The sequence below is a fragment of the Thiomicrospira microaerophila genome, assembly GCF_000934765.1.
GTDB classification, from domain to species: domain Bacteria; phylum Pseudomonadota; class Gammaproteobacteria; order Thiomicrospirales; family Thiomicrospiraceae; genus Thiomicrospira; species Thiomicrospira microaerophila.
This window is the reverse complement of record NZ_JYNN01000004.1, coordinates 68,682-91,624: the sequence shown is the minus strand read 5'-3', so window position 1 is coordinate 91,624 and position 22,943 is coordinate 68,682. Positions and strand designations below refer to the sequence as shown.

General features: G+C 47.2%; 21 protein-coding genes, 2 tRNA genes and 1 pseudogene. 11 read left to right on the top strand and 13 right to left on the bottom strand.

Annotation, left to right across the window (positions count from 1 at the left end):
- Positions 1-5 precede the first annotated feature (5 nt).
- The 3 genes from NA59_RS03225 to NA59_RS03215 all read right to left on the bottom strand — a co-directional run bounded on the left by NA59_RS03225 (position 6) and on the right by NA59_RS03215 (position 3,518).
- The gene (locus NA59_RS03225; RefSeq protein ID WP_044407866.1) at positions 6-2,261 is read right to left on the bottom strand and encodes a TonB-dependent receptor; all 2,256 of its coding nucleotides are present in this window, start codon (positions 2,259-2,261) and stop codon (positions 6-8) included.
- Between the two features lie 97 nt (positions 2,262-2,358).
- Positions 2,359-2,661: a BolA family protein gene (locus tag NA59_RS03220; protein WP_044407863.1), complete on the bottom strand. Its 303-nt coding sequence runs from the start codon at positions 2,659-2,661 to the stop codon at positions 2,359-2,361.
- Entirely contained in the window at positions 2,658-3,518 is an 861-nt protein-coding gene (locus NA59_RS03215) for an ion transporter (protein WP_044407859.1), read from the bottom strand. The genes NA59_RS03220 and NA59_RS03215 overlap by 4 nt, the downstream gene beginning before the upstream one ends.
- Positions 3,519-3,696: 178 nt before the next feature.
- Here NA59_RS03215 and panD point away from each other — a divergent pair, with 178 nt between their 5' ends.
- A complete protein-coding gene (gene panD / locus NA59_RS03210; protein ID WP_044407856.1) occupies positions 3,697-4,086 on the top strand; it encodes an aspartate 1-decarboxylase in 390 nt (129 codons plus the stop codon).
- Between the two features lie 197 nt (positions 4,087-4,283).
- On the opposite strand, the gene NA59_RS03205 is transcribed toward panD, so the two are convergent.
- From NA59_RS03205 to NA59_RS03175, 5 genes and pseudogenes are all read right to left on the bottom strand, one after another.
- The gene (locus NA59_RS03205; protein WP_083944896.1) at positions 4,284-5,051 is read right to left on the bottom strand and encodes an OmpA/MotB family protein; all 768 of its coding nucleotides are present in this window, start codon (positions 5,049-5,051) and stop codon (positions 4,284-4,286) included.
- Positions 5,051-5,818: a motility protein A gene (locus NA59_RS03200; protein WP_044407853.1), complete on the bottom strand. Its 768-nt coding sequence runs from the start codon at positions 5,816-5,818 to the stop codon at positions 5,051-5,053. Before NA59_RS03200 ends, NA59_RS03205 begins: the two co-directional genes overlap by 1 nt.
- Before the next feature lie 204 nt (positions 5,819-6,022).
- Positions 6,023-6,328, bottom strand: a complete 306-nt coding sequence (locus tag NA59_RS03195; RefSeq protein WP_044407851.1) for a hypothetical protein — start codon at positions 6,326-6,328, stop codon at positions 6,023-6,025.
- 296 nt (positions 6,329-6,624) lie between these two features.
- Positions 6,625-7,248 (bottom strand): annotated as a pseudogene (locus tag NA59_RS03190) (3-methyl-2-oxobutanoate hydroxymethyltransferase); the annotation flags it as partial.
- A 1,617-nt stretch (positions 7,249-8,865) separates the two neighbouring features.
- The gene (locus NA59_RS03175) at positions 8,866-9,480 is read right to left on the bottom strand and encodes a hypothetical protein (protein WP_044407840.1); all 615 of its coding nucleotides are present in this window, start codon (positions 9,478-9,480) and stop codon (positions 8,866-8,868) included.
- A gap of 377 nt (positions 9,481-9,857) precedes the next feature.
- On the opposite strand from NA59_RS03175, the gene NA59_RS15665 reads away from it, so the two are divergent.
- A complete protein-coding gene (locus tag NA59_RS15665; RefSeq protein WP_083944894.1) occupies positions 9,858-10,112 on the top strand; it encodes a helix-turn-helix domain-containing protein in 255 nt (84 codons plus the stop codon).
- Positions 10,113-10,304 carry a helix-turn-helix domain-containing transcriptional regulator gene (locus NA59_RS15790; RefSeq protein WP_407701047.1) on the top strand — a complete coding sequence of 64 codons (192 nt, stop codon included), beginning with the start codon at positions 10,113-10,115 and terminating at the stop codon, positions 10,302-10,304.
- 9 nt (positions 10,305-10,313) lie between these two features.
- Here NA59_RS15790 and NA59_RS03165 read toward each other — a convergent pair.
- The 3 genes from NA59_RS03165 to NA59_RS03155 form a co-directional block, all read right to left on the bottom strand.
- Positions 10,314-10,390 (bottom strand) — tRNA-Val (locus NA59_RS03165).
- A 26-nt stretch (positions 10,391-10,416) separates the two neighbouring features.
- Positions 10,417-10,503, bottom strand: a tRNA-Leu gene (locus NA59_RS03160).
- 114 nt (positions 10,504-10,617) lie between these two features.
- The gene (locus NA59_RS03155) at positions 10,618-11,253 is read right to left on the bottom strand and encodes a TetR/AcrR family transcriptional regulator (protein ID WP_044407836.1); all 636 of its coding nucleotides are present in this window, start codon (positions 11,251-11,253) and stop codon (positions 10,618-10,620) included.
- Between the two features lie 138 nt (positions 11,254-11,391).
- Between NA59_RS03155 and NA59_RS03150 the strand changes: the two genes are divergently transcribed.
- The 5 genes from NA59_RS03150 to NA59_RS03130 all read left to right on the top strand — a co-directional run bounded on the left by NA59_RS03150 (position 11,392) and on the right by NA59_RS03130 (position 17,785).
- Positions 11,392-12,504, top strand: coding sequence for an efflux RND transporter periplasmic adaptor subunit (locus NA59_RS03150; RefSeq protein ID WP_052501427.1), 1,113 nt, complete (start codon positions 11,392-11,394; stop codon positions 12,502-12,504).
- Positions 12,505-12,549: 45 nt separating this feature from the next.
- Positions 12,550-15,675, top strand: coding sequence for an efflux RND transporter permease subunit (locus NA59_RS03145; protein WP_044407834.1), 3,126 nt, complete (start codon positions 12,550-12,552; stop codon positions 15,673-15,675).
- Complete coding sequence (locus NA59_RS03140; RefSeq protein ID WP_052501426.1) at positions 15,672-17,111, top strand: efflux transporter outer membrane subunit; 1,440 nt, start codon at positions 15,672-15,674, stop codon at positions 17,109-17,111. The genes NA59_RS03145 and NA59_RS03140 overlap by 4 nt, the downstream gene beginning before the upstream one ends.
- A 146-nt stretch (positions 17,112-17,257) precedes the next feature.
- A complete protein-coding gene (locus tag NA59_RS03135) occupies positions 17,258-17,539 on the top strand; it encodes a DUF4160 domain-containing protein (protein ID WP_232504019.1) in 282 nt (93 codons plus the stop codon).
- Positions 17,540-17,545: 6 nt separating this feature from the next.
- Entirely contained in the window at positions 17,546-17,785 is a 240-nt protein-coding gene (locus NA59_RS03130) for a DUF2442 domain-containing protein (RefSeq protein ID WP_044407830.1), read from the top strand.
- A 111-nt stretch (positions 17,786-17,896) separates the two neighbouring features.
- Here NA59_RS03130 and NA59_RS03125 read toward each other — a convergent pair whose 3' ends face one another.
- The gene (locus NA59_RS03125) at positions 17,897-18,595 is read right to left on the bottom strand and encodes an arylesterase (RefSeq protein WP_083944890.1); all 699 of its coding nucleotides are present in this window, start codon (positions 18,593-18,595) and stop codon (positions 17,897-17,899) included.
- On the opposite strand from NA59_RS03125, the gene NA59_RS03120 reads away from it, so the two are divergent.
- The 3 genes from NA59_RS03120 to NA59_RS03110 all read left to right on the top strand — a co-directional run bounded on the left by NA59_RS03120 (position 18,566) and on the right by NA59_RS03110 (position 22,015).
- Positions 18,566-19,234, top strand: a complete 669-nt coding sequence (locus NA59_RS03120; RefSeq protein WP_044407828.1) for an ABC transporter ATP-binding protein — start codon at positions 18,566-18,568, stop codon at positions 19,232-19,234. The genes NA59_RS03125 and NA59_RS03120 overlap by 30 nt on opposite strands.
- The gene (locus NA59_RS03115) at positions 19,231-21,735 is read left to right on the top strand and encodes an ABC transporter permease (RefSeq protein WP_044407826.1); all 2,505 of its coding nucleotides are present in this window, start codon (positions 19,231-19,233) and stop codon (positions 21,733-21,735) included. Before NA59_RS03120 ends, NA59_RS03115 begins: the two co-directional genes overlap by 4 nt.
- 79 nt (positions 21,736-21,814) lie before the next feature.
- On the top strand, positions 21,815-22,015 hold the full coding sequence (locus NA59_RS03110) for a hypothetical protein (protein ID WP_044407825.1): 201 nt from the start codon (positions 21,815-21,817) through the stop codon (positions 22,013-22,015).
- 429 nt (positions 22,016-22,444) lie between these two features.
- Here NA59_RS03110 and NA59_RS03105 read toward each other — a convergent pair whose 3' ends face one another.
- Entirely contained in the window at positions 22,445-22,729 is a 285-nt protein-coding gene (locus NA59_RS03105; protein ID WP_044407824.1) for a DUF2442 domain-containing protein, read from the bottom strand.
- Between the last annotated feature and the right edge of the window lie 214 nt (positions 22,730-22,943).

The following is a 22,943-nucleotide window of genomic DNA, read 5'->3' as shown; positions in this document are numbered from 1 at the left end:
CCGGGTTAAAAGTCAACCCTTGCTTTAAGCCAAAATTGACGTGCCATGCCTTGATAATCCTCGGCAATCGGCGCGTTGAATTGAGTGCGCTCTTGATTGGTGGCTAGATTATGATTAGGTGCAGAAACAAACGCATAGTCTTTATCAAACACATTCTCCACCGCCAAACTCAGTGTCATCTTGCTGATCCCGGTGTAATGTAAATTAAGATTTGTTAAGGTGTAAGCGGGTAACTTGCTTTCACGCGCATCATAAGGCGCTCGATGACGTGGCCCGATATGACTTAACCAGCTCGCTAGCCGCCAATCCGACTGCAAGCGATAATTGAATCCCAATTTAGCCATAAAATCCGCTGAACCCACCAAAGGTACATGGTTATTTACATCCTCAGTGCGCATAAAACTGGCACTCGCGAAACCATCCAAATTGCGTAACACACTAAATTCTGCATCCCAGTCTACCCCTTTTGACTTAATCGGGTTAAGGGGCGCCAACTGGCCAATCGTACCTTCTTTGCGCGTATAGTTAAAATACACTGTACCTTCAGGTACCTGCTCATACTGCGACTGAAACACACTAAAACGGTGAATCTGCTGATCGCCTTGAAAAACATAACCTAATTCATAATGATCGGTTTGCGCTTGGCTTGGCTGATCATTGAGTCGATAGGTATTTAACTGATGGGTAGGTAGGTTGATTAATGCACGACTATATTGCGCTTTAAAGATATGTTGATTACTCAAGCGATACACAGCCGCAAATTTTGGCATAAACACCCAGTCTTCAAGATCACTGAATGGCGCCGTATTGTCAACACCTTTACTCGACAAATCATAATCGACACGCATTATCTGGGCACGCAATCCGAGCGTAATCGTTAGCGCATCCATTGGCAACCACTCATTTTGTAGATACACCCCCAACCGCTGATGACTGTCACCTGGATTTGTTAGCCGTGCATGATTATTTCCACGCTGAGGATCGGTAGCCGAGGTTGAATGAAAACCTTGTGCATCGGCACGTTTAATCGACATCTGCTCTAGCTCAGCACCTAATAACCAGCGATGGGTTGACGATGGCTGATAGGTCAGATCAGTCGATAAAAAAGCCACCTGCTCAGTCGCTAACAAGGTAATCGGTCGCTTATCAAGGAAAGGCGCATAACTGCGATCTTTGCGCAAACCCTCCATAATAATCGGATGCAAATCAAAATCCTTTGAGGTATAAAAAGAATTAAAGTCAAACTGACGCTGAATGACACCAAGATGAAAATTTAGCTGTGCTTGATCGGTTAAATCAAGCTTCTGCTCAACACCCAGTGACCAATCCGTAAACTGCTGGTTATAATCTTGCGTTTCGGCTGGCAAAATTTCAGCATAACCATAATAGTCACCTAAACGTACATCTTGCAAGTTTAGGTAGACACGTGTCTGATGCTGTTGCCATTGTGCTAAAAAACTACGATAGGCTTGGCGATCATTAATAATGCCTGGCGCCATCGAATACTGTGCAATATCGCCCTGTTGCAGATGTAAGGCCTCTAAATCATGCGCACTTAACAATGTGTTAACAGCCTGTATCACACCCGGCTCGGCATACACCAGTGGATCCCCCTGAATGCGGCGCCCAGTTTTGCCTTGTTGCCACTGACTGTAATTAAGTGATAACTGCCCACTCGATTCCGTCTTAAATACATTCGCAATTGAAGCCTGCCGGTAGCCAAAATTTCCAGCTGAAACACTGGCGTGACTCGACTGTCGCGTGACAACATTCACCACACCCGCATACGCAAAACCGCCATAGAGCACCGATGCCGCACCGCGAATAATCTCAATACGCTCGACCTGTTCAATCGGCATATTTAAAATCGTTTCGGCATAGCCTGTAACCGCGCTCACTTTATTGACATGATCTAACATCAGCAGTACCGTCCCACCCGAAAACGGCGTACCAAAGCCTCGTGTTACCAGTGTGTGATGCCCCAGATGATTTTGTTGCACCTCTAAGGACGGCGACATACTAAGCGCATCCTTAACCGTTCGCGCACCATAAGCCTGTAAATCACCAGCTCGCAATATGCTAAATGCACCCGGTACATAGTCGGCGTTGAGCTTCGTTTTAGTAACTAACTGTGTTTGTTGGTTAAGTAAACGGAGTAGATCTTGGAGTGCTTGGTCATCATCCGCCAGTGCCTGGCCTGGTAGACTAGAGAGCAAGGTGATACAAAATGATGGAATAAGGGCAAATTTTGAGGCTTTCATAATGGGGCTAGAAATCTTGTAAAATTTATATACAACAATTCTAGCCGAAAAAGGGTCTACTTGATACGCATTTTCATGTTATTTCACACACAGATGGCTAATTACGCCGACTCGCACACAAGGGCGAGGTAGGAATAGTTTGTGAGTCCTGCCACTCTTTTGGCGAATAGGTGTGCAATGCCAGCGCATGAATATGTGTCATTTGCGCAGCTAAAGCCTTGTAAACACATTGATGGCGCTTTACTCTTGCTAAGCCCTCAAATGCCGGCGAAACCAAAACTAACTTAAAGTGAGAGTCTGCCGCTGGCCCCGCATGCATATGGCTTTCATTATCAACCCGCATATAAATCGGTGTGAGCATCTGTTTAACTTGATCTTCAATTTGCTGTTGCATGGTCATTTTTTTATCTCCTGATTATTTATTTGCTGTGCAAGCAATAGGTCTAATTTGCGATTAAGTTCAGCGACCTGCTCATCCAATGTTTGCATGCGTCTTTCCTCTGTTTGCTCCAAGTCAGTTAACCCCTGTTCCAAGCTTTTACGATGTTCTTCTTCGAGCACTGACACCACGATACCTATCATCATGTTTAAGAAAATAAAGGTAGACATAAAAATGAATGTCAGATAGTACATCCAACTCCATGAATAGATTTCCATCGTTTCATACATCACATCCGTCCAATCCTCAAAGGTTGCCACACGGAAAAGTGTTAATAACGCGGCCCCTAAATCACCCCATAAGAAATCATTAATCGACGCAAATAAGAAACTGCCGACCACCGCATAGAGATAAAAAATGACAAACATTAACAAGGCCACATAACCAATACGGGGAATCGCAATCAATAACGCACTGACGAGTACACGCATTTCTGGAATAAACGAAATTAAACGCAACACACGGAATAAGCGTAGCATCCGCGCAATTAAGGCGTACTCTGAATCATCGATTGGAATTAAACTAATGACCACGATAGTAAAATCAAAAATATTCCAACCCTTCTTAAAGAAATCTCGAAGACGATCTTCTGCCGCCATTCTGAGCAAAATTTCTAACAAGAAGAAAAGGGTTACCGCGACGTCCATTACCAAAATAAAGCCCATGACGCCTGGCGGAATGTCATAGGTACGCGCACCTATGACAATCGACGACACCACAATCACACTGATCACAAACCACTCAAATGCTTTGTTATCACGAATGCGTTTGAAATTTGCTTGAAGCTTGGCCCAATGACCTGACAACTGACCCGACATGTTAAACCCCTATAAATAAAATTAATGCTATTATACTTAAGCCTTGTTATTAAAATTTCAAGGTTCGAGTATTTTTTTACTTTTTTTGTCTTTAGGGTATAATTAACCGCTTCATTTTTTAGTTTCGTGTGGTTCAACAGTCTTGAGCACACCATTAATACGGGTAACGAGATTCAACATGCAAATTACGCTCCTAAAATCCAAGCTTCACCGAGTGACCACTACCCACTCCGAATTGGACTATGAAGGTTCTTGTGCGATTGATGGTCACTTACTTGATACCGCCGGTATCCGTGAATATGAACAAATTCAAATCTACAACATTCGCAACGGCGAACGCTTTACCACCTATGCGATTCGTGCAGAAGATCACTCAGGCATTATCTCGGTCAATGGCGCCGCCGCTCATAAGGCCAACCCCGGTGATTTATTGATTATTGCAACCTATTGCAACCTTGATGAAAAACAAGCTGAACACTTCAAACCGGTGATGGTGTATGCGGATGAGAACAATGCTATTAGCCATACTCGTAACACTATTCCCACACAATTAAAGGCGGCGGTCTAAGCGTTCCTAAGCTAACGTATTCAGATATGTTTATAACTGGCTCCCACGCTGTGCGTCACTGCCATTAAGTTAAGGAATGAAGGCAACACGGACCGAACCAACTTCCGTCATTGCGAGGCCGAAGGCCGTGGCAATCTCTTGCAGACTGCGCACGCCCTTGCAATGACGGTTTTCTTCTTAACTTAATGGGACGGACCCTAATACTCCGTTGAAATAGTATTATCTCTTGATTGCGCTATTCGCGCATTTAAAGATTTTTCTTTCGGTTCAATCAATATCTCAATTCGTCGATTAGCCGCATAAGCTTCTGGCGTATCGCCCTCCATAAACGGCTGAGTATCGGCTAGACCTATCGCCATCGCTTGATCTGAGCTAATCACTCCATCCGCCAAAAACTGATGTATCACGGCCGCCGCCCTCGCACTCGATAGCTCCCAGTTTGACCGATAACGCCCACCACGAATAGGAACCGGGTCGCTATGTCCAATCACCTTCACATTCACATCCTGCGTAATCACACCACTAAAGCGACGCAACATCGCAATAAAGCGTGGATGTAAGTCCGCTTGGCCTGAATTAAACGAAATGGTTTCTGGGAACACAATTTTTATCTGCTCTTTATGCTCATCAAAGCTCGCTGATATTTGACTCGTTTCAAGCTCACGGGAAAAATCAGACTGGATCGATTCATACAATCGAATCAATGCCTCTGAGGGTGTGGCTTCTTCAATAATTTCAATTTCAGTTGGATTCAGTGGCTCTAAGTAAGTTTCTTGAAGCACAGAGAGCTCTGGTGACTTCGTTAAGGACTGCGTTAAGGACCGAAGCGCTTGCTCATATTTAGCCTGGTCGACTTCTGCCACAGTAAACATTAAAATAAAAAAAGCCAACAACAAGGTCACCATATCCGCAAAGGTCATCAGCCACGGCATTTTCTGGCGGCACTTTTTCGCCCGCCTTGCCATTATGCGTCTACCTTATTCTTTGTGCGACTAGCTTCCAGGTAGGGTTTAAGCTTATCACGCATTACTGCAGGGTTAATACCTTTCGCAACACAATCAATAGCATCGATAATTAGCCTTTGTCGATGTGCGTCGACATTCGCCCAGGATTCTATTTTATCTGCTATCGGCAAAGCAAACAGGCTCGCAATCAACGCACCGTATAACGTCGTTAACAAAGCCACCGCCATCGCAGGTCCAATCGATGAGGGATCGCTTAAATTCGCCAACATCTGAATCAACCCCACCAGCGTTCCTATCATCCCAAAAGCAGGAGCGGCTTCACCAATCGCCCGGAAAACACCGGCACTGGTTTCTGTTTTTTCAATAAACAACTCATTTTTTTCTCGTAAAGTATCTTGCACCATGCTTGCTTCATAACCATCTATCAGCATGCGCACACCGTCTTGATAAAAACGATTATCAACCTGATGATTTTCTAACGCTAACAAACCGTCCTTACGAGTAATACGAATTAAATCTTCAGTAATATCAATTAAATCAGCAAGGTCACGTGTTTCGTTGGTCACTTTTATCGCTGCCCCCGCATCCCCAAACGCTGATAGCGAATCCTCCATCGAATAACGAATCATGGTGGCCGCTAAAGTACCGCCAATCACGACCATCATACCTGGAATATTAACAAACAACGTAATAGACGAGCCCATCATCATCGCTGACAAAATCACGATAATGCCAAAAACTAGCCCTACAACTGTTGAAATACTCATTTATTGCATTACCTTATTGACCTTCATTCCAAATAAGTTAAACGCATGGGCATCCGCTCATGGTTACCTGTTAATCTAACCTCAATATTATCTAACAACCGCGTAGTCCCGAGTCTAGCGACCGCTAGAATGACCAGGTGTGTTTGTGGCCTATCTAATGGCTTCATTTTAGCGGGTTTGACGGTTGCGTGTTGCTGGCGTTGGTCAGGGTCCTGCTGCGTTTACCTCCTCGCTGCATCCGCCTGTTAGGGGTGGATTTTTTGCTTTTTCTCTCCGCGTGGTCTTGGGTCTTCCTGGACACGTACCCATGTTTTCGTTTTCTTGTGACGGTGCTGTTTTTTTCATTACTGATTGCTTGGCGTTTGTTTCGATCTTTCGCTCTGTCTCTTTTTGGGCGGCTTTCGCGTTTTGCTTGGTGCTGCTGCTTCGCTCCTTGGGGGTTTTGAAATTGTTCATTGCTGCTTTTTTTTTTGCCCACCGGCATCGGCTTTCGGGTGTGGTTTTTTTCATACCTTTGTTTCTACGGTCGCTCCAGCTTTTTCATTGTTTGTTGTCTGGTTTGCGTGTGAGCGGTTTTTCAATAACGGTTTTGGTTGGACTGTTTTCGGTGTGTTAGCTTCAGTGTCCTTTTGTTTTACCGCTGTATCGGTTGCTTGTTTTCACGCTTGCCTCTGTGCCTGGGTCTTGTTTTCTTCCACGCTGCGCGGTTTGCTGTGGCAATCTTCACCCTCTTCTGTCTGTGGTGGGTTTGTGGATTCAGTCGGGATTTCCTTGGTTTGGTGTTGGTTTGTTTGATGGTTCTAGCTTTACTGCCCGTGGTGGGTCTTTGCCATTTTCTGTGGCGTTTCGAGTGTGTTACTTGGTAGTTTGCAGTTCCCTGTCTTTTCGCGCAATGGCTGGGTGCTTGTGCTTTGGATTCTTCTGTGCCTGTCGTGTTCTTGCGTTGGAAGCTGCCTAGCTTTTGGTTTTTGTTCGTTTTCTTCGATTGCGTGTGTTTTTGTTCCTTTTTGCGGTGAATAGTTATGTCTTTGGCGCGGCAGTTTGCCCGGTGTGGGGCCTTCTAGCTTTTTTGCGGCTGATTGGTTTTCGTCGGTTTGGTTGCTTGCTCCTTTGCCGGTTGTTGTGGTGGTGCGCGTTTGTTTGTTGTTCTGCGCTATTTTGGGTGGCACCCACTCCCACACTAGCCTGTTTTCGCCTGTTTGGTTTATCTTCCGTGCGTGCTTGACGGGTTTTTCGGCGGGTTTCTGTTCTCGCCCTTGGACGCGATCGTTTTTTTTTAATCCTGTGTTGGGTGATGTTCTTAAATGCTGGCACACGGGCCCAGGCAGTTCTCTCACTGGCTTGGTCTTCCCCAGCCCGGTGGCCGGGCCGTCCTTTTTCACCCTATGCGTGCCGCCTTCTTTGCTCATCCTTGGAGTGTTGGCTGGGGTTTGTGTTGAGTTGCTGTTTTTCTTATTGGGTCATTCCTTCATATCCCAGTTGTTGTTGTTGGTTCGCTGCCTGGTTTGTGTGTGCTTCTTCGTGTGTTCTTCTGTCATTGGAATGGTTGTGGCCTGTTCTTGCCCTTTCCTGCCTGGCGAATTCCCTGCCATGATTGTCTCTAGTTTCGCCTGGTTTTTCGAATAGGCGAAGGCCGCTTTTTTTGCCGTTCAAGCCACTATCGGTTGTTGGTTTTATTTTAGTTTGGTTATGGAGTCTATTTTCCTTTTCATGTTTTTTCTTGTGTTATCTCTTTGTGTTTCGTTATTTTTTCCCTCACCTTTGCTAAGCCGGTTTTTCCGGTTTTGAGCGCATCTGGGCGTTTGTGTTTTATCGGCTATATATCTGAATCGCGTTTGGTTGTTTATGTGTTTGGCATTGTTCGGTGTTCCAGGTTAATTGGGTTGTCCGCCTACAGCAGCGTCTCGCGTTGCGTTGCACGGTTGCTTTATTTCCGCTTTTTTGCTCGCGGTTTGGTTTGTTTGATTTGGTTTTATCCCGCGTGTGGTGCTTCAGGTGTTAGGGGTGTTTCAATTACACGGAGCGTATTCCCATGGTCCGGCTTGTTTTTGGGGCCATGGGGCTTGGCATAGTAGTGGTTTGCGGTCTGCCGATTACTGGGCTGCTGGCTTGCCTTCAGGGTTTGCCGCTCGGGGTGGGGCTGGTTTATGGGGTTTTGTAGTTTATTCTGTGAGCGGCCTGCTACGTTCTTCCACTGTGTCATTGGCATCTGTTGCTTTTGGTTGGTACGGGTTTCGCTTCGTTTGTTTGCTTTTTTTAGGGTTGGGTTCTGGCGTCTGCCTTGGCTTTTTGGCTTTTTCAATTTGTTGGCTCGCATCTTTTTTTTGCTACTGCGTTCGCTGATTTGTTATCTTCGCGTTTTTTGTCTCGTTTGTCGGTCGCCTTTTGCCTTTCTCGTCGTTTGCTGGGGGGTGTCGTGTATGCGCCCGCTGTTTTGCGGCTTTTATTGTTGTGCGCTTCGGTCTGCGGGCTTGCTCGCTCTTGGTGTGCCGGCCTTTTGCCGTGGTTGGTTTAGGGCTAGCTGTGCGTTTTACGTGTTGCTTCCTGACCTCCTTCGTGGTTGCATACCTTTTCTCCTGTATTGATGCTTCTGCCGCCGACTTTATTTGTCGGCGTTGGATTTTTGTCTCGCATGGCAGAGCGTCTCTTGAACCTGTGGGTTTCACCGGTTTTTCGTCCTGGTCCCTCCTTTTTGTCTTTTTTGCTTCTTCGATCGGTATTTGCCTTGGCGACTTTTGGTCTTTACTATGGCGGAGCTTGTCCTTTAACTTTAATCGATTCCGCTTCACGTCATGTTGGCGTCGCTTTTCTCCTGCTTGTGTTCTTGTCCCGCTTTGTCTTCGTTTTTTTATTTTCTCCCTCATGCGCGCATTGGATACATCGCACGGCGATCCTCCCGCCTGCCTGGTGTTTTTTTCTGTCTTCGGTTGCATATTCTTTGCCAGTTTCGCTGCTATACGTCTTTGGGGAATGATGCGCTCCTTGTCTTCATTCTATTGCGTCTTGGGTTTTTCTTTTCTGCGTCGTTGCTGGGTTTTCATGTTCTTTCAGTCTTCAACCTTATTCCCCGTCGTGCGGTTGGGTGTCTCGTAATCCAGTGCGTTGATTGTAAAATCGTGTGGCCAGCTATTTTCTTCTCGTGTGCCGTGTGCGTTATCGGGGTTTGGTCTACCTGTCTTGTCTTGCTGACGCTTTTTGTGTTCATTCTCTCCGCGAGGCTTTGTCACCTTGGCTATTTTATAATGAAGGCGCTTATTGGCTATGCGCGCACTGGGACCATTCCGTTTGCTGCGCTTTTTGAGCACCTCCTTGACCTCTTCGGTCTTGGTATTGTTGCCATTCTCATAGTCTTTCTGGTCTAGGGTAAGGCGGGTGTTTCGCACGCGCTTGCTGCCTCGGTTTGTGTCTTGGGTCTTGCGGTTTGTCTCGTATGGCGCGTTTACTTTCGTTTTGTCTATGGCTTTATTTTGTATGTTTTGTTGCTCTCGCTTTGGTCTCACTGGTTTCTTTTTGGGTTTCGCTGTTGTCTGACTCTCTTTTGGACCGCATCGTCGACTTGTTTTTTTGGTGATGTTTTTTGTTTTTGCACTTTTAAGTTTCTGTTTTTCGTGGTTTTTGTTTGCCTGGATTGTGCTGTTTGGTTTTGGTGTTTTTTTATTCATGCTGGTTGGTGATCAGACCGCTTATCCGTTAGATTTTGGCACTCTATGGTTTTGGCTCCGTGAAGAACTTTCATTCAGTGCCTTCTGCTTGAGCTTGTTATCTGCCTACAGTGGTTGGTGTACTGGCCTGTCTTGTAGCGCTCTTTGATTGACCTGGTCCTGCGTTTTTTTTTTTTTCGCTGGGGGTTGCCGCCCGATGCCAGGGGTTTTGCTGGCTTCGTCTGCCAAGTTTGGTTTGATGTTCAAGCCTTTGCAGGTGTTTTGGCGATGGCAGGCATCCGTGCTTTGGCGCTTTTTGCCGGGTTATTTGTGCTCTTGGTTTAGGTTTCCGGCTTTTTCCGTCTCCAAGGCCTTCTTAAGACCTTACTGGTCTTTCTATGCTCTCTCGTTCTCCTACTGCCTCTTTCCTTCCATCTCTCGTCGTGGGTTTACTGCTTGATGATGCGCTTCCGATCTTTCGGGCATTGCGTAGCCGTATGAGGATGTCGCCTTCTGGGGGGGTGGCAAGAATGGGCCTCCCCCAATCTAATGTTTCACGGATTGAAAGTGGAAAAACATTACCCAGCTTTCAGACTATTAAGGCCTATGCGAAAGCACTCGACATTTTGCCTGAGCAGTTAGATCTAGGTTGAATATCTAATATAAGTAAATTAAACAGCGCACCTTATGATTCAGCCGATTATCTTAAAAAAACCGAAGGTATTAGCGCTTACTTACAAGCGGGAATAGAAAAAAATGATCCGGAGTTTTTTATTTATGCGCTGGGTGTGGCTGTGCGTGCCATAGATATGAATAATAAGCGTCAAAAAACCGATTGTTTCTAAAGGTTTATTTGGTACGACCGAGTGGATTCGAACCACCGACCCCCACCATGTCAAGGTGGTGCTCTAACCAACTGAGCTACGGTCGTATATTTGAAGCTATACGAAACTTGTATGGTACCAGTGGCCGGACTCGAACCGGCACGCTTTTAAAGGCACCGGATTTTGAATCCGGCGTGTCTACCAATTTCACCACACTGGCATGTTTGGAAATGTGTGGCGGATTATAGAGAGGCGAAGCGGTCTTGTCAAGCAAGCTTATTAAACTTTAGTGAAAGTTTGTAAAATAAGCCAAAATCTAACCAGGCCTGGTTATTCAGTTCGCCTTAATTTCGCAGCCTTTTAAAAACAAATTGACCGCTTGATTCAATACCATTTCGCATTCTGTTGGGCTAACCTGTTGGCCAAACAAGGCTTTGAAATGCAGTGGCCCTTTTATCATTTCAACAAATTGATAGGCCGCGATTTCACAATCTGCAATCTGCAACAGACCGGCGCCAACCTGCTGCTGCAAAAAACCAGCCAGGATTTTATTGAGTTGATTGGGTCCGTATTTCATAAAGATACGTTGAATTTCAGCTTGATCTGTACCTTGTTCGGTGAGCACTAAGCGGTAAATCGCTAATGCATCTTTTTCAAAAATCATCTGTTGCACTTGTCGTCCAAAATTCATCAGCGACGTTTCGACATCTTCTGTCCATAACCCCTGCTCTTCAAAATGTGAAAACGCCTCATAGGTGGCTTTTTGAAAGAAGGCTTCGAACAGACCCAACTTATTGCCAAAGAATTTGTAAATCGTGCCTAATGACCCCCCCGAACGTTTAACAATTTCATTAACGCTTGCGCCCGCATAGCCGTGCTCAACAAACACTTGTTTAGCGGCTTCTAGTATTTTTTCGTGGCGTTCATAACCACGCTGGGTATGAGGAGTATGTTCAAATTCTATTGACATGGACTTTGCGGCTCTAGTTTATTTTATCAGCGCCATTATAGCGAATAATTCCACAATCGTTGGCTTGCAAAAAGTGTAACGAATGCTACACTACACAAATCTAATTTTCATCAATACATAACACAGGAACGCCTTGCGATGAATACAAGCAATACCACCCCTTCCTATTTCACATGGCTATTTGGTTTGGGGTTAATTTTATTCACCCCTTTTGCGGTTGCCGATACCCCGCCACCCATGCCGGTTAAAACGCTTTTAATTGAACAAACTCAGGTGGCGCTGGCCTATGACTATCCCGCCCGCGTGCAAAGTGCAAACCAAGTCGAGATACATGCGCGCGTCAATGGCACCTTACTAAAACAACATCACCAAGATGGTCAGGCGGTGAAAACCGGTGACCTCCTCTATAGCCTTGACCCGACAACCTATCAAGCCGCTGTGGATCGTGCCCAAGCACAGGTGTTGATGGAACAAGCACGCTTGCGTCAGGCCGAGCGCGAAAAAATTCGGGTTGAAGGCTTGTACCGTGAAAAGGCTGTGAGTGAGCAAGAACGCGATCAAACGTTATCGGCCTTTGAATTGGCACAAGCCGGCCTAGCGGGAGCACAAGCCGCCCTTAAAGATGCACAAATATACTTAGATTACACCCAAGTTCATGCGCCGATTGATGGACTAACCGGCCAAAAACAACAAAGCGTTGGCGATTTAGTTGGCCGTGAATATGGCCGTACACTTCTCACCACACTGACCCAACTCGACCCCATTGAAGTGCATTTTTCCATTGGTGAGGCCGAGTACATTCAACGTCAACAACAGCTCCAACAAGGTTTGCTTCGCTTAACGGATGGGGATAGTCCAACGGCTCATGTCAGCCATTTAGGACAGAGTCTAACGGGGCAGATTGACTTTTCTGACCATCAGATTAACCCAGCAACCGGAAGCGTGCGCTTACGTGCGCGTTTTGACAATCCAGAGCGCACCTTGTTACCTGGCTCGTTTGTGCGCATCCAACTCGCTGGCATTGAGGCGGTGAATGTCATTCAAATTCCACAATCTGCGGTATTGCAAATGGGCGCACAAGCCTTTGTTTACGTCATTCAAGACGGTAAAGCGCAAATGGTGCCGGTAGGGATTCAACGTGCCGTGGGCCAGACCTGGTTAATCGACAGCGGACTGCAACTCGGCGACCAGTTAATCATTAATAACCTGATTAAACTGCGTCCGAACACGCCGGTTCAGCCGATTCAATAACCGACGCTATTCCCAGAACCCGTCGCCGCCAAGGAGCTATTTTTCATGTTTTCTAAATTTTTTATCGAACGCCCGGTGTTTGCAATCGTGATGTCGATCATTATCCTGCTGGTCGGTTTTATGAGTTTGCGCGGTTTGCCTGTTTCGGAATACCCTGAAATTGTGCCGCCGCAAATTACCGTCAGCACCAGCTATCCAGGTGCCAGTGCCGAAACGATTGCTGAAACCGTCGCCGCCCCACTTGAGCAACAGCTTAATGGGGTTGAAAATATGCTGTATATGAACTCAGTCGCCTCGTCTTCAGGTACCGTCAGCGTGAGTTTAACCTTTGAAGTGGGCACCAATATTAACGAAGCCTTGATGGATGTCAATAACAAGGTGCAATCCGCCATCAATCGTTTACCCCAGGAAGTTCAACGCGTCGGTTTGCAGGTAAACAAACGCTCGCCAAGCCTACTTAAAGTCATTGCGATGTACTCAGAGGACGCCAGCCGCGATACGATTTTTATTGCCAACTACGGCTTAATCAATGTCGTCGATGAACTCAAACGCATTCCCGGCATTGGCGAAGTTCGCCAATTTGGCGCGAAAGACTATTCGATGCGGATTTGGCTTGATCCAAACCGGATGGCGCAATATCAGGTCGCACCCAGCGATGTTGCGCGCGCTATTCGTGAGCAAAACACCCAGTTCGCCGCCGGACAAATTGGCCAAGAACCGCTATATAACGCGCAAGACTTTACCTATACCATTGTCACAGAAGGTCGCCTAAACCAAACCGATGAGTTTGAAAACATTGTATTACGTGCCGAGTCAGATGGTTCAATGCTGCGGGTTAAAGATGTCGCGCGGGTGGAACTTGGCGCGGAACTTTATAATTTTGATGCCACATTTAATGGCAAACCTACGGTGCCGATTGGTATTTTCTTGCAAACTGGGGCCAATGCTCTAGAAGTTTCAAGGTTGGTGGATGACAAACTGGCGGAACTTGCGCAACGCTTCCCACAAGGAATCAGCTATGACATTCCTTATGATACAACGACCTTTGTAAAGGTATCCATTCAGCAGGTTATTTATACGTTTATCGAAGCGCTTATTCTCGTGTCGTTAATTGTATTTTTGTTTTTACAAAACGCCCGCGCTACCTTTATTCCATTACTAGCGATTCCCGTTTCGGTAGTGGGCACATTTATCGGTTTCCAATTGCTTGGTTTTTCGATTAACCAACTGACACTGTTTGGGATGATTCTCGCTATAGGCATCGTGGTCGATGATGCGATTATCGTGGTCGAAAATGTTGAGCGCATTATGCGCCAGCAAAAACTCAATGCCAAAGAAGCCACCATTAAGGCGATGCAGGAACTCACTAGCCCGCTGATTGCGATTGTATTGGTGTTATCGGCCGTGTTTATTCCTGTTGGCTTTGTTGGCGGGTTTACCGGCGAAATGTATAAGCAATTTGCGATAACGATTGTGGTATCGGTTGCGATATCAGGTCTGGTTGCGCTCACTCTGACGCCCGCGCTCTGTGCCAGTATGCTTAAACCGCATGACGATAAACCAAGCCGATGGTTTGGTTGGTTTAACCGGTTTTTTGACTGGTTGAGTGATCGCTTTAGTGAAGGCGTCGCCAAGGTAATGCGCTATAGTCTAGTGAGTTTTCTGTTGTTTATTGGCTTGGGCACCTTGGCGGTTCAACAACTGCAAAGCTTACCCAGCAGTTTAGTGCCTCAAGAAGACAAGGGCAGTATGTTTGTCGTCAGCTATTTGCCGCCTGCCTCATCGCTATCCAGAACCAGTGAACTCAGAGATCAGGTATCAGATCAAATATTGGCCCACCCCGCCTTGGAAAACTTTATCCATTTCGCGGGTTTTGATTTACAAACCTTTACCAACCGCACTGATTCTGCGGCAGGCTTTGCCACCCTCAAACCATGGGATGAACGCCAATCCGCCGATATGCATATTGATGCTGTTGTCGGGCAATTGTTTGGTCAGTTTATGCAAAACGACCAAGCCTTTAGCTTACCGCTCGCCATGCCCACGATTATGGGTATGAGCATGACCGGCGGTGTTGAAGGCTATGTGCAAAATCGAATCGGTGCCAGCTATCAAGAACTGGGGGAGCTGATGGATCAAATTGTGGCGAGCGCTAACCAGCGACCTGAGCTACAACGTGTGCGCACCACCTTTTCAACCAAAACGCCCCAGTATCAAGCGGAGCTAGATCGTGACAAGGCGCACACACTACAAGTACCGATAAACGAAGCGTTTGCCGCTATGCAGGCCACCTTTGGCAGTTTATATGTTAACGATTTCAACCTGTTTGGCCGAACGTTCCGCGTGAACTTACAGTCAGAAGGCGAATTCCGCGAAAGTGCCGATAACCTAAAAGATGTATTTGTACGCGCACAAACCGGTGAAATGATTTCACTGGATAACCTGATTAGCTTTAAACGCATTACGGGGGCCGATGTCGTGGATCGATTTAACCTGTTCCCGGCCGCCAAACTGATGGCCGAACCGCAACCTGGCTATACGTCTGGCGAAGCCATGCAAGCCTTACAGCAGGTCATGGCTGAGGTGGCACCGGATGGCTTTACGCTTGGCTGGGTAGGCGAAGCTTATCAGGCTGAAGCCTCAGCAGGCAGTGGCACCACCGCGTTTTTACTTGGATTACTGATTGTATTCTTAATTCTTGCGGCACAATACGGTCGCTGGACCCTGCCATTCGCGGTGATTATGGCCGTACCCTTTGCGGTCTTGGGCGCATCGCTTGCCACTAAATGGGCGGGGCTGGATAATGATATTTATTTTGAGCTGGGGCTACTCACCTTGATTGGCCTGTCGGCAAAAAATGCTATTTTGATTGTCGAGTTTGCGATGCAAAAACGTGCGCAGGGGATGGAGTTAGCCGCTGCCGCGATTGAAGCAGCGCGCATGCGCTTCCGCCCGATTGTGATGACGTCCTTAGCCTTTACCATGGCGGCAATTCCGCTGATGATCAGCGAAGGCGCAGGCGCGGCCGCACGGAATGCAGTGGGCACAGGTGTCGTCGGTGGCATGATTTTAGCGACCTTTTTAGCGCCCTTATTTATCCCGATGTTTTTCCACTGGATGGCGCGACTTTCTGAATGGTTCGACCACAAACGCAAAGGAGCGGCGCTATGAACATGCCTACACGTCTGACCCTATTAGCCGCCACACTGGCGCTCATCACCGGCTGTTCCCAACTGCCAAGCTATCAATCACCCGAGGTGAATCTACCCGACAACCTCAGTGAATTCAATGAATTAAGCCTGCTCACCGCTGATACGCAAATGGACACAACCGAGCAGGCCTGGTGGAACAGCTTTGCTGACGAAGGATTAAGCACCCTGCTTAATCATGCCCTAATCCATAATCGTGATATGGCTGTTTTAGAGCAACGTCTTTTTCAAGCGCGTGCCGCATTGACCCAAGGACGGGCTGAACGTTTGCCGACGGTAAGTGGGCAGGCTGGAATTGGTCGTCAACAAACCAGCGACAATAGTTTTCCACAAAATCAAGGCAGCCAATTCAATAACTTTACCCTCGATGGTCTAGTCAGTTATGAGCTGGATTTATGGGGTCGAGTTCGCGCCAACCAACAACGATTGGAGGCGCAGTATCAGGCATTAGAGGCCGACCGCCAGGCGGCACGTTTGAGTTTAAGCGCGGCGGTAGCGCACCATTATTTTAACTTGCGAGCCCTCGATGAAATGGTACTCATCGCACAAAACACCGTGGTATCGCGTCAAGAAAATCTGCAGTTACGCCAACGCCAATTCGAACTCGGCCGCCTCACCCCCTTGGCGGTTCAACAAGCCGAAGTGGAACTCAGCCGGGTTGAAGTCGAGTTAATTTCATTGGAACAACAACGCGACAACCAACGCCATGCATTGAGCCTGTTAGTCGGTCATACGCCGGTGCAACAAATGCACATGGCGCATAGCGATACGCCGAATCCTAAGCGCTATATCGACCTGCCGATACCCGCCCTCAATACCGAAATTGAAAGCGAACGTCTGCTGCAACGGCCTGATATTCAAGCCGCGGAACAGCGCTTAATCGCCGCCAATGCTGAAATCGGCATGGCGCGCGCCGCCCTCTTCCCCAGCATTCGTTTGAATGCCTTACTTGGATTAGGCAGCGCCGAGTTAAACGGTTTATTTGATAGCGATGCGTTGCAATGGCGAGTGAATGCCGGCTTAACCGCACCGATTTTTAATGCCGGTGCGCTGCGTGCGCAGGTGCAGATTTCTGAAGCCGAACAGCAAATAAAACTGCTCGACTACCAACACACCCTGCGTCAAGCCTTTAGCGAAACCTTGGACGCGCTCAGCTTAAACGAACGATCAACCGCCCAACTCGCCGCGCAACAACGCCAATTAAACGCGCTGCGCAATACGCTGGATCTGGCGCAAAAACGCTTTGATGCCGGCTACTCTAGCTATCTAGAAGTGCTAGATGCACAGCGTGCCTTGTTTGATGCCGAAATCGCAATGGTTCATACCCAGCGCAACCTTCGCCATGCACGCATTGCGATTTACAAAGCACTCGGTGGACATGAACAAACAACATCCTAGGAGCCTGTCGGATTTTAGCTAATAACCCAAACTTTAATCAGTTAAAAAAACCGCTACCATCAACTCTACTTTGAGCTGCCACACATAAGGGGGTTGTAAAAATGAAATTGCTTTGGTTTTATTTCTTGTTTAGTTAGAATATCGTTTTGCAAGTTGTACTGGAGAATAATCAAATGCCTGAATTGAGCCGATTTTACGGCATTATCATACGAATGTATTTGATTGATAAGGAGCACCCACCAGAGCATATTCATATTAAATATGGCGAGCATGAAGCCGTAATGGAGTTACAAAATCTTAATATTATTGACGGTTCTGTTCCCAAAAAATGTCGTCAGCTCGTACGAGAATGGGCTGAAATTCATCAAGAGGAGCTCATTGAAATGTGGCGTACCCAGAACTTTCATAAAGTAGCACCACTGGAGTAGTTCAGTATGAAGTTAAAGTCTTTTGTATATAAACACGGTTATGTTTTTTTATTGGAGTTTACAAACCATCGTACCTGCGAAATTGATTTATCTCCTTTGTTGAAAGCTTACATTAAACCATTAGATATGCTTACAGCCCAAATCGACCCTGAGTGGGGTTGTTTGATGTTTAAAAACGGAATGGTTGATATTGAACCCAAAACGCTATATTCCTTTGCGTTTGGCAAACCTCATTACGCTGCATAATCAAGGTGGTCGATCTATAAGCTTGCAACCGAAAGTGGCCGCTGAAATAACAAATTTTACGCCATACTGCGACGGCGCGAAGGATGGCAGATACTCAACCAGGCCTGGTTGTTAATCGGCGGTTGTTAAGGTGTTTTCAATCAAGCGCCACACGCGGTTTAAGATCAGTGGCTGCGCTTGTGCATTTGGATGCAGCGCATCGTCTTGCATCAGATCAGGGTCTAGCGCTACCTCTTCCAGAAAAAAAGGATCAAGCGGCACTTGGTATTGTTCGGCCAACCGACTATACACCCGCCCTAATGCAGCATCATAAGCCGGTCCATAATTAGTCGGTAAGCGAATACCCAACAGCCAAACCTTCGCCCCCGCTTGCTGACTCAATTCAATCATCCGCGCTAAATTGCGCTGGGTGATCTGTAGGTTTTGACCGCGCAGTGCGTCATTGGCGCCCAGCTCAATCATCACATAGCGTGGCGAATGCTGTTTTAGCAGCGCCGGGAGACGTTGCAAACCGCCCGATGTGGTTTCTCCGCTCAGGCTGGCATTGACAACTAGAATCGGCTCGCCGATTTCCTTAGTTTGTGCATCGAGTTTTTGTTGTAATAAGGCAACCCAACCCTGCTCAGTTGGCAACCCATAGGCGGCACTTAAACTGTCGCCAAGCACCAGCAGGCGCGTTTGCGCATTCACCGCCTGAACGCTGAAGAAAAACAGTAGAATACTTAATCCGAAAAATCTATAAAACCCCTTAAGCCCATTACGAACCCAAGGTTGAACTTCATGTCTGTACTGCAACTTAAAAATGTCCATTATCGTGTATCCTCAGCGGATGATGAACTGGCTATCTTAAAAGGCTGTGAGCTAAATGTCGAGGCATGTGAGAGTTTAGCTATCGTTGGGCGTTCGGGGTCTGGCAAATCCACCCTGCTGGCATTGATGGCGGGGCTAGATACCGCGACCGAGGGTGAAGTGCATTTATTAGGTGAAAACCTAACACCGATGAGTGAAGATCAGCGTGCGCGTCTTCGCGCTAAGCAAGTGGGCTTTGTGTTCCAAAACTTTCAATTGATGCCAGGAATGAATGCACTGGAAAACGTGATGATGCCGCTTGAATTGTTTGGCCTGCCCGATGCGCGTGATCGTGCAGAAAAGGCGCTAGCGCAAGTAGGATTAAGCCATCGCCTTCATCATACCCCCCAAGCCTTGTCCGGTGGCGAACAACAACGCGTAGCGATAGCACGCGCGATTGTCACCGAGCCTAAAATTCTGTTTGCGGATGAACCTACAGGCAATCTGGACGAAACCACCGCCGCGCAGGTTCAGCAATTGTTGTTCGATTTACAACAACACACCACCTTGATTTTAGTAACTCATGACCGCCAGTTCGCCAAACTCTGCCAACGACAGGTGACCTTGCAACACGGTGTGCTTGAGGATGGCTTGGTATGAGCGCGGTGTTGAGTAGCCTGTTCGCCTCCAGCCGTTGGTTTTGGCGCGGATTTAAACGCGGTGATTGGTTATGGCTCTGGTTAGCGGTGGTGATTGCCAGCGCCAGCGTCACGCTGGTTGAGCAACTCGCCCAAACCGTCCATAAAAGCATGCTAACCAAAGCCGCCGAAAGTCTATCGGCTGATCTGGTGTTACGCTCTACCCGCCCGATTGATCCGCAATGGCGCCAACAAGCGGTGGAGCAAGGCTTAGAAACCAGCTATCAAATCAGCTTTACCACCATGGCGATGCACAGCACCGAGCAGGACGATGAGTTTCAGATGGTGCTACTCAAAGGTATCGAAGCCAACTACCCGCTGCGCGGCGCACTGAGCTCGGAACGCGGGCTGGACTTTAACCAGCTGAACGCCGATCAGGTGTTAGCCGACCCACAACTGAGGGGGTTGCTTAACGTGCAACCCGGCCAGCGGTTACTGCTGGGGCGGGGTGAATTTGAAATCGCCGACTGGCTGGCGGGGCAGGATGTTTTTCAAGCGACCTTTAGCCAATTTGCCCCTCAAGTGATTATGCCCTTATCTGTGGTACAGGACTTAGGTTTAATTGGCCCAGGCAGTCGGGTGAATTATGAGCTGGGGTTAGCGGGTGACTTGCGAGCGCTTGATGCGTTTGCAAAAATCCTAGAACAACAAAACCATGCCCATTGGCAAATCCAAAGTGCCCGCGCACCAACCGATGATCTTGAGCGCGCCATGGATACCGCTTGGCTGTTTTTAGACTTATCGGCTTTAGCAACCGTGTTGATTGCAGGTCTGGCGATTTTAATTGCCAGCCGATTTTATTTGCAGCGTTGGACCGCCTCGATGGCGCTGATGCGTGCCGCAGGGGCGTCTAATCGCCAGCTTACTGGCTTGTTTGCCTTGCAACTGACTTATCTGGCCTTGTTAGGTAGTGTGATTGGGGTGTTGATTGGTCAGGGCTTGTTTTATCTGGCGCGACCGATTTTAAGCGAGTATTTCGTGCCGCTGGTGATCCCTGGTTATGGCTCGGCGATATTGATCGGCTTAATTAGCGGCACCCTCGCCCTCTGGACCTTTGCTTGGCCAGCGTTTCGCCAAGCCACCCAGGTCTCACCCTTGCGTGTATTGCGCCAAGCGGAAAACAAAACCAATGTGCTGGTGCTCATCGGCGTCAGCCTGATGTTGCTGATCGCGCTGATGGGCTTGTTGCTGAGCAATCAACTGTTGGTTTGGGCGGTACCAGCACTATTTATCAGTGCGGGTCTTCTCTATCTGTTAGCCAAACTGCTGTTAATCGGCTTACAACGCCTACAACCCTATACCCAAGGTTGGTTGCGTTTAGCGATTGCCGCGCTTGCGCGCTCACCAGGCCTGGTGACTTTGCAATTAATTTCGCTGGGATTAGTGATATTTATCCTAGTACTGATGACCTTTGTGCGCCAAGACCTGCTACAAAGCTGGCAAGCTTCCTTGCCGCAAGATGCCCCCAACACCTTTGTGATGAATATTCAACCCGACCAACAGCCAGAATTTGCTGCACTCATCGCGCAATTTGATATTGAAGCGGATTTAGTACCGATGGTGCGCGGCCGCTTGATTGAGGTCAACCAAACACCCATCCACCCGCAAGATCAAACCGAAAACCGCGCCCGACGCTTGTTAGAGCGCGAAGCAAATATCGCGGTTTTAAACCAACCCCCTGCTTACAATAAACTAACGGCCCAGCTTGATAATGCATTACGCCAAGCGGATATGCCGTTTGTTTCGGTTGAGGCCGAAATCGCTGAGCTGTTTGGTTTGCAATTGGGCGATATTCTGACGTTTGATTTAATTGGACAGCCTTTCAACTATCAAATCACCAGCTTCCGTGAGGTGGAGTGGCAGAGTTTTAGGCTAAACTTTTTCTTCGTACTCGAACCCCAAGCCGACCGCCTGTTGCCGGTGACCTATATCACCAACTTCCGATCTGACCTATCCCCCGAGGCCACTAGCCAATTGCGCCGTCAGCTTAACCAACAGCTGGCTGGCGTACTTTGGGTTGATGCACGTGAAATGATTGCACAGATTCAACTGATTATGAATCAAGCCTCAATGGCGGTGAGTATTTTGTATTTGTTTACGCTAGTATCGAGCTTAATCGTGATTTTTACCGCCACCCGCGCCTCCCAACTCGGGCGTATTCGTAGCTGGTTATTGCTCAGAACGCTGGGCGCACAACAAAGTGATATTGTTAAAATTGGCTTAACCGAATTTGTATTGATCGGGGTGCTGGCTGGCCTTTTCGCCGCCAACTTAGGCCAAATCACCAGCCTATTGATTGGTCACTTCTGGCTCGGTGTAAGTCCACAACTGAACCCAACACTCTGGTTAGTATCGATTGGTGCGAGTGCGCTGTTGTTGTTAGCCATCGGCTGGCTAACCCAACGCAAACCCCTAACCCAAACCCCAAAACAACTGCTACAGCAACTGCAAGCGGATAGCTAATGCACATAGGCCATTAAAATAGTGATAGAATCTTAGTATTGAAAAGTTGATTATTTGAAATTATAAGGACAGTAAAAGCATGAGCATGATGATATCTGAGGTTTACGACGCATTTATTGCAGCCGGCACTCCTGAGGATAAAGCGAAGAAAGCCTCTGAAGCTATTGCAAATTATGAATCAAGATTTAATCGCATCGATACTCAGCTTATTTTGCTTAAATGGATGGTCGGTTTTAATCTAGCGTTTACTATGGCAATTGTTTATAAGTTGTTTTTTTAAGATAGTTTACCCTGCAACGCTCTGATCCGTTTTTGGTGTGGTTTGATAAAAAATTTCGTTTGAATTTTTCGTGGTTTTTGATGTTGCTTTGGATATCTTGTTTTCTCGTTCCCACTGTCCTCAGTGGGAATACAGACCAACTGATAAGACACCTACGGCATCAAGGCAAGCGGTAACCCGCGCTACTGGTCTGCATTCCTTAACTTAATGGCAGTGACGCACAGCGTGGGAGCGAGTTTCAAACACATGTGCATACGTTAGGTTTTTGGTGGGGAGAATACCAACTCTCACAGTAAGGGTACAAACAAAATAGTCGTCTCCTACACCACAGGTCATCCTGCGCGAAGTCGCAGGATCCAAAAGGCGGTCGCAATGGTGTTTGAATTTAAAAAGGTGTCGTTTTCAGCTTGGCGCTTTTGAGCGTGTCAATCAAACATAACCCCACTGTTTAAACTGGTCCTGCAGCTCTGGATCTTGTTTAAACGCTTGAAAATACAAAAACTCTGGTGCTAGGTCTGCGCCATTAGGCCAAACAACTGTTTCAAGCTCAGGGTCAACCTTAAGACTAGAAAAAATGAAAGGATCTTTTAATGGCTCAAATACAGAACCATTGAGTGCATCGGCTAAATCAGCAGTGCCCTCCCGTCCATCATTAAAAGTGATTTTTATTTTAAAGCCATTAATAGCTTCGGCTTCAACAACATGAAGAAACATAAGTCATTACTCCAATGGTTCTATGGCATTAAGAGGTTCTTGGCTCTGGCATTTTAACCAGTTTTCAATTAATTCTTCTTTGTGTAATTTCTGGACAGGTTAATTTTGTCTACTTTTCCCGTTTCAAAGTAATCATTTGAAAACGTAAAATGCAAGCGGTTGATTTCGCTTACCAGTTGTCTTGTTTGATTAATTTTGTCTATACTCATCTCTT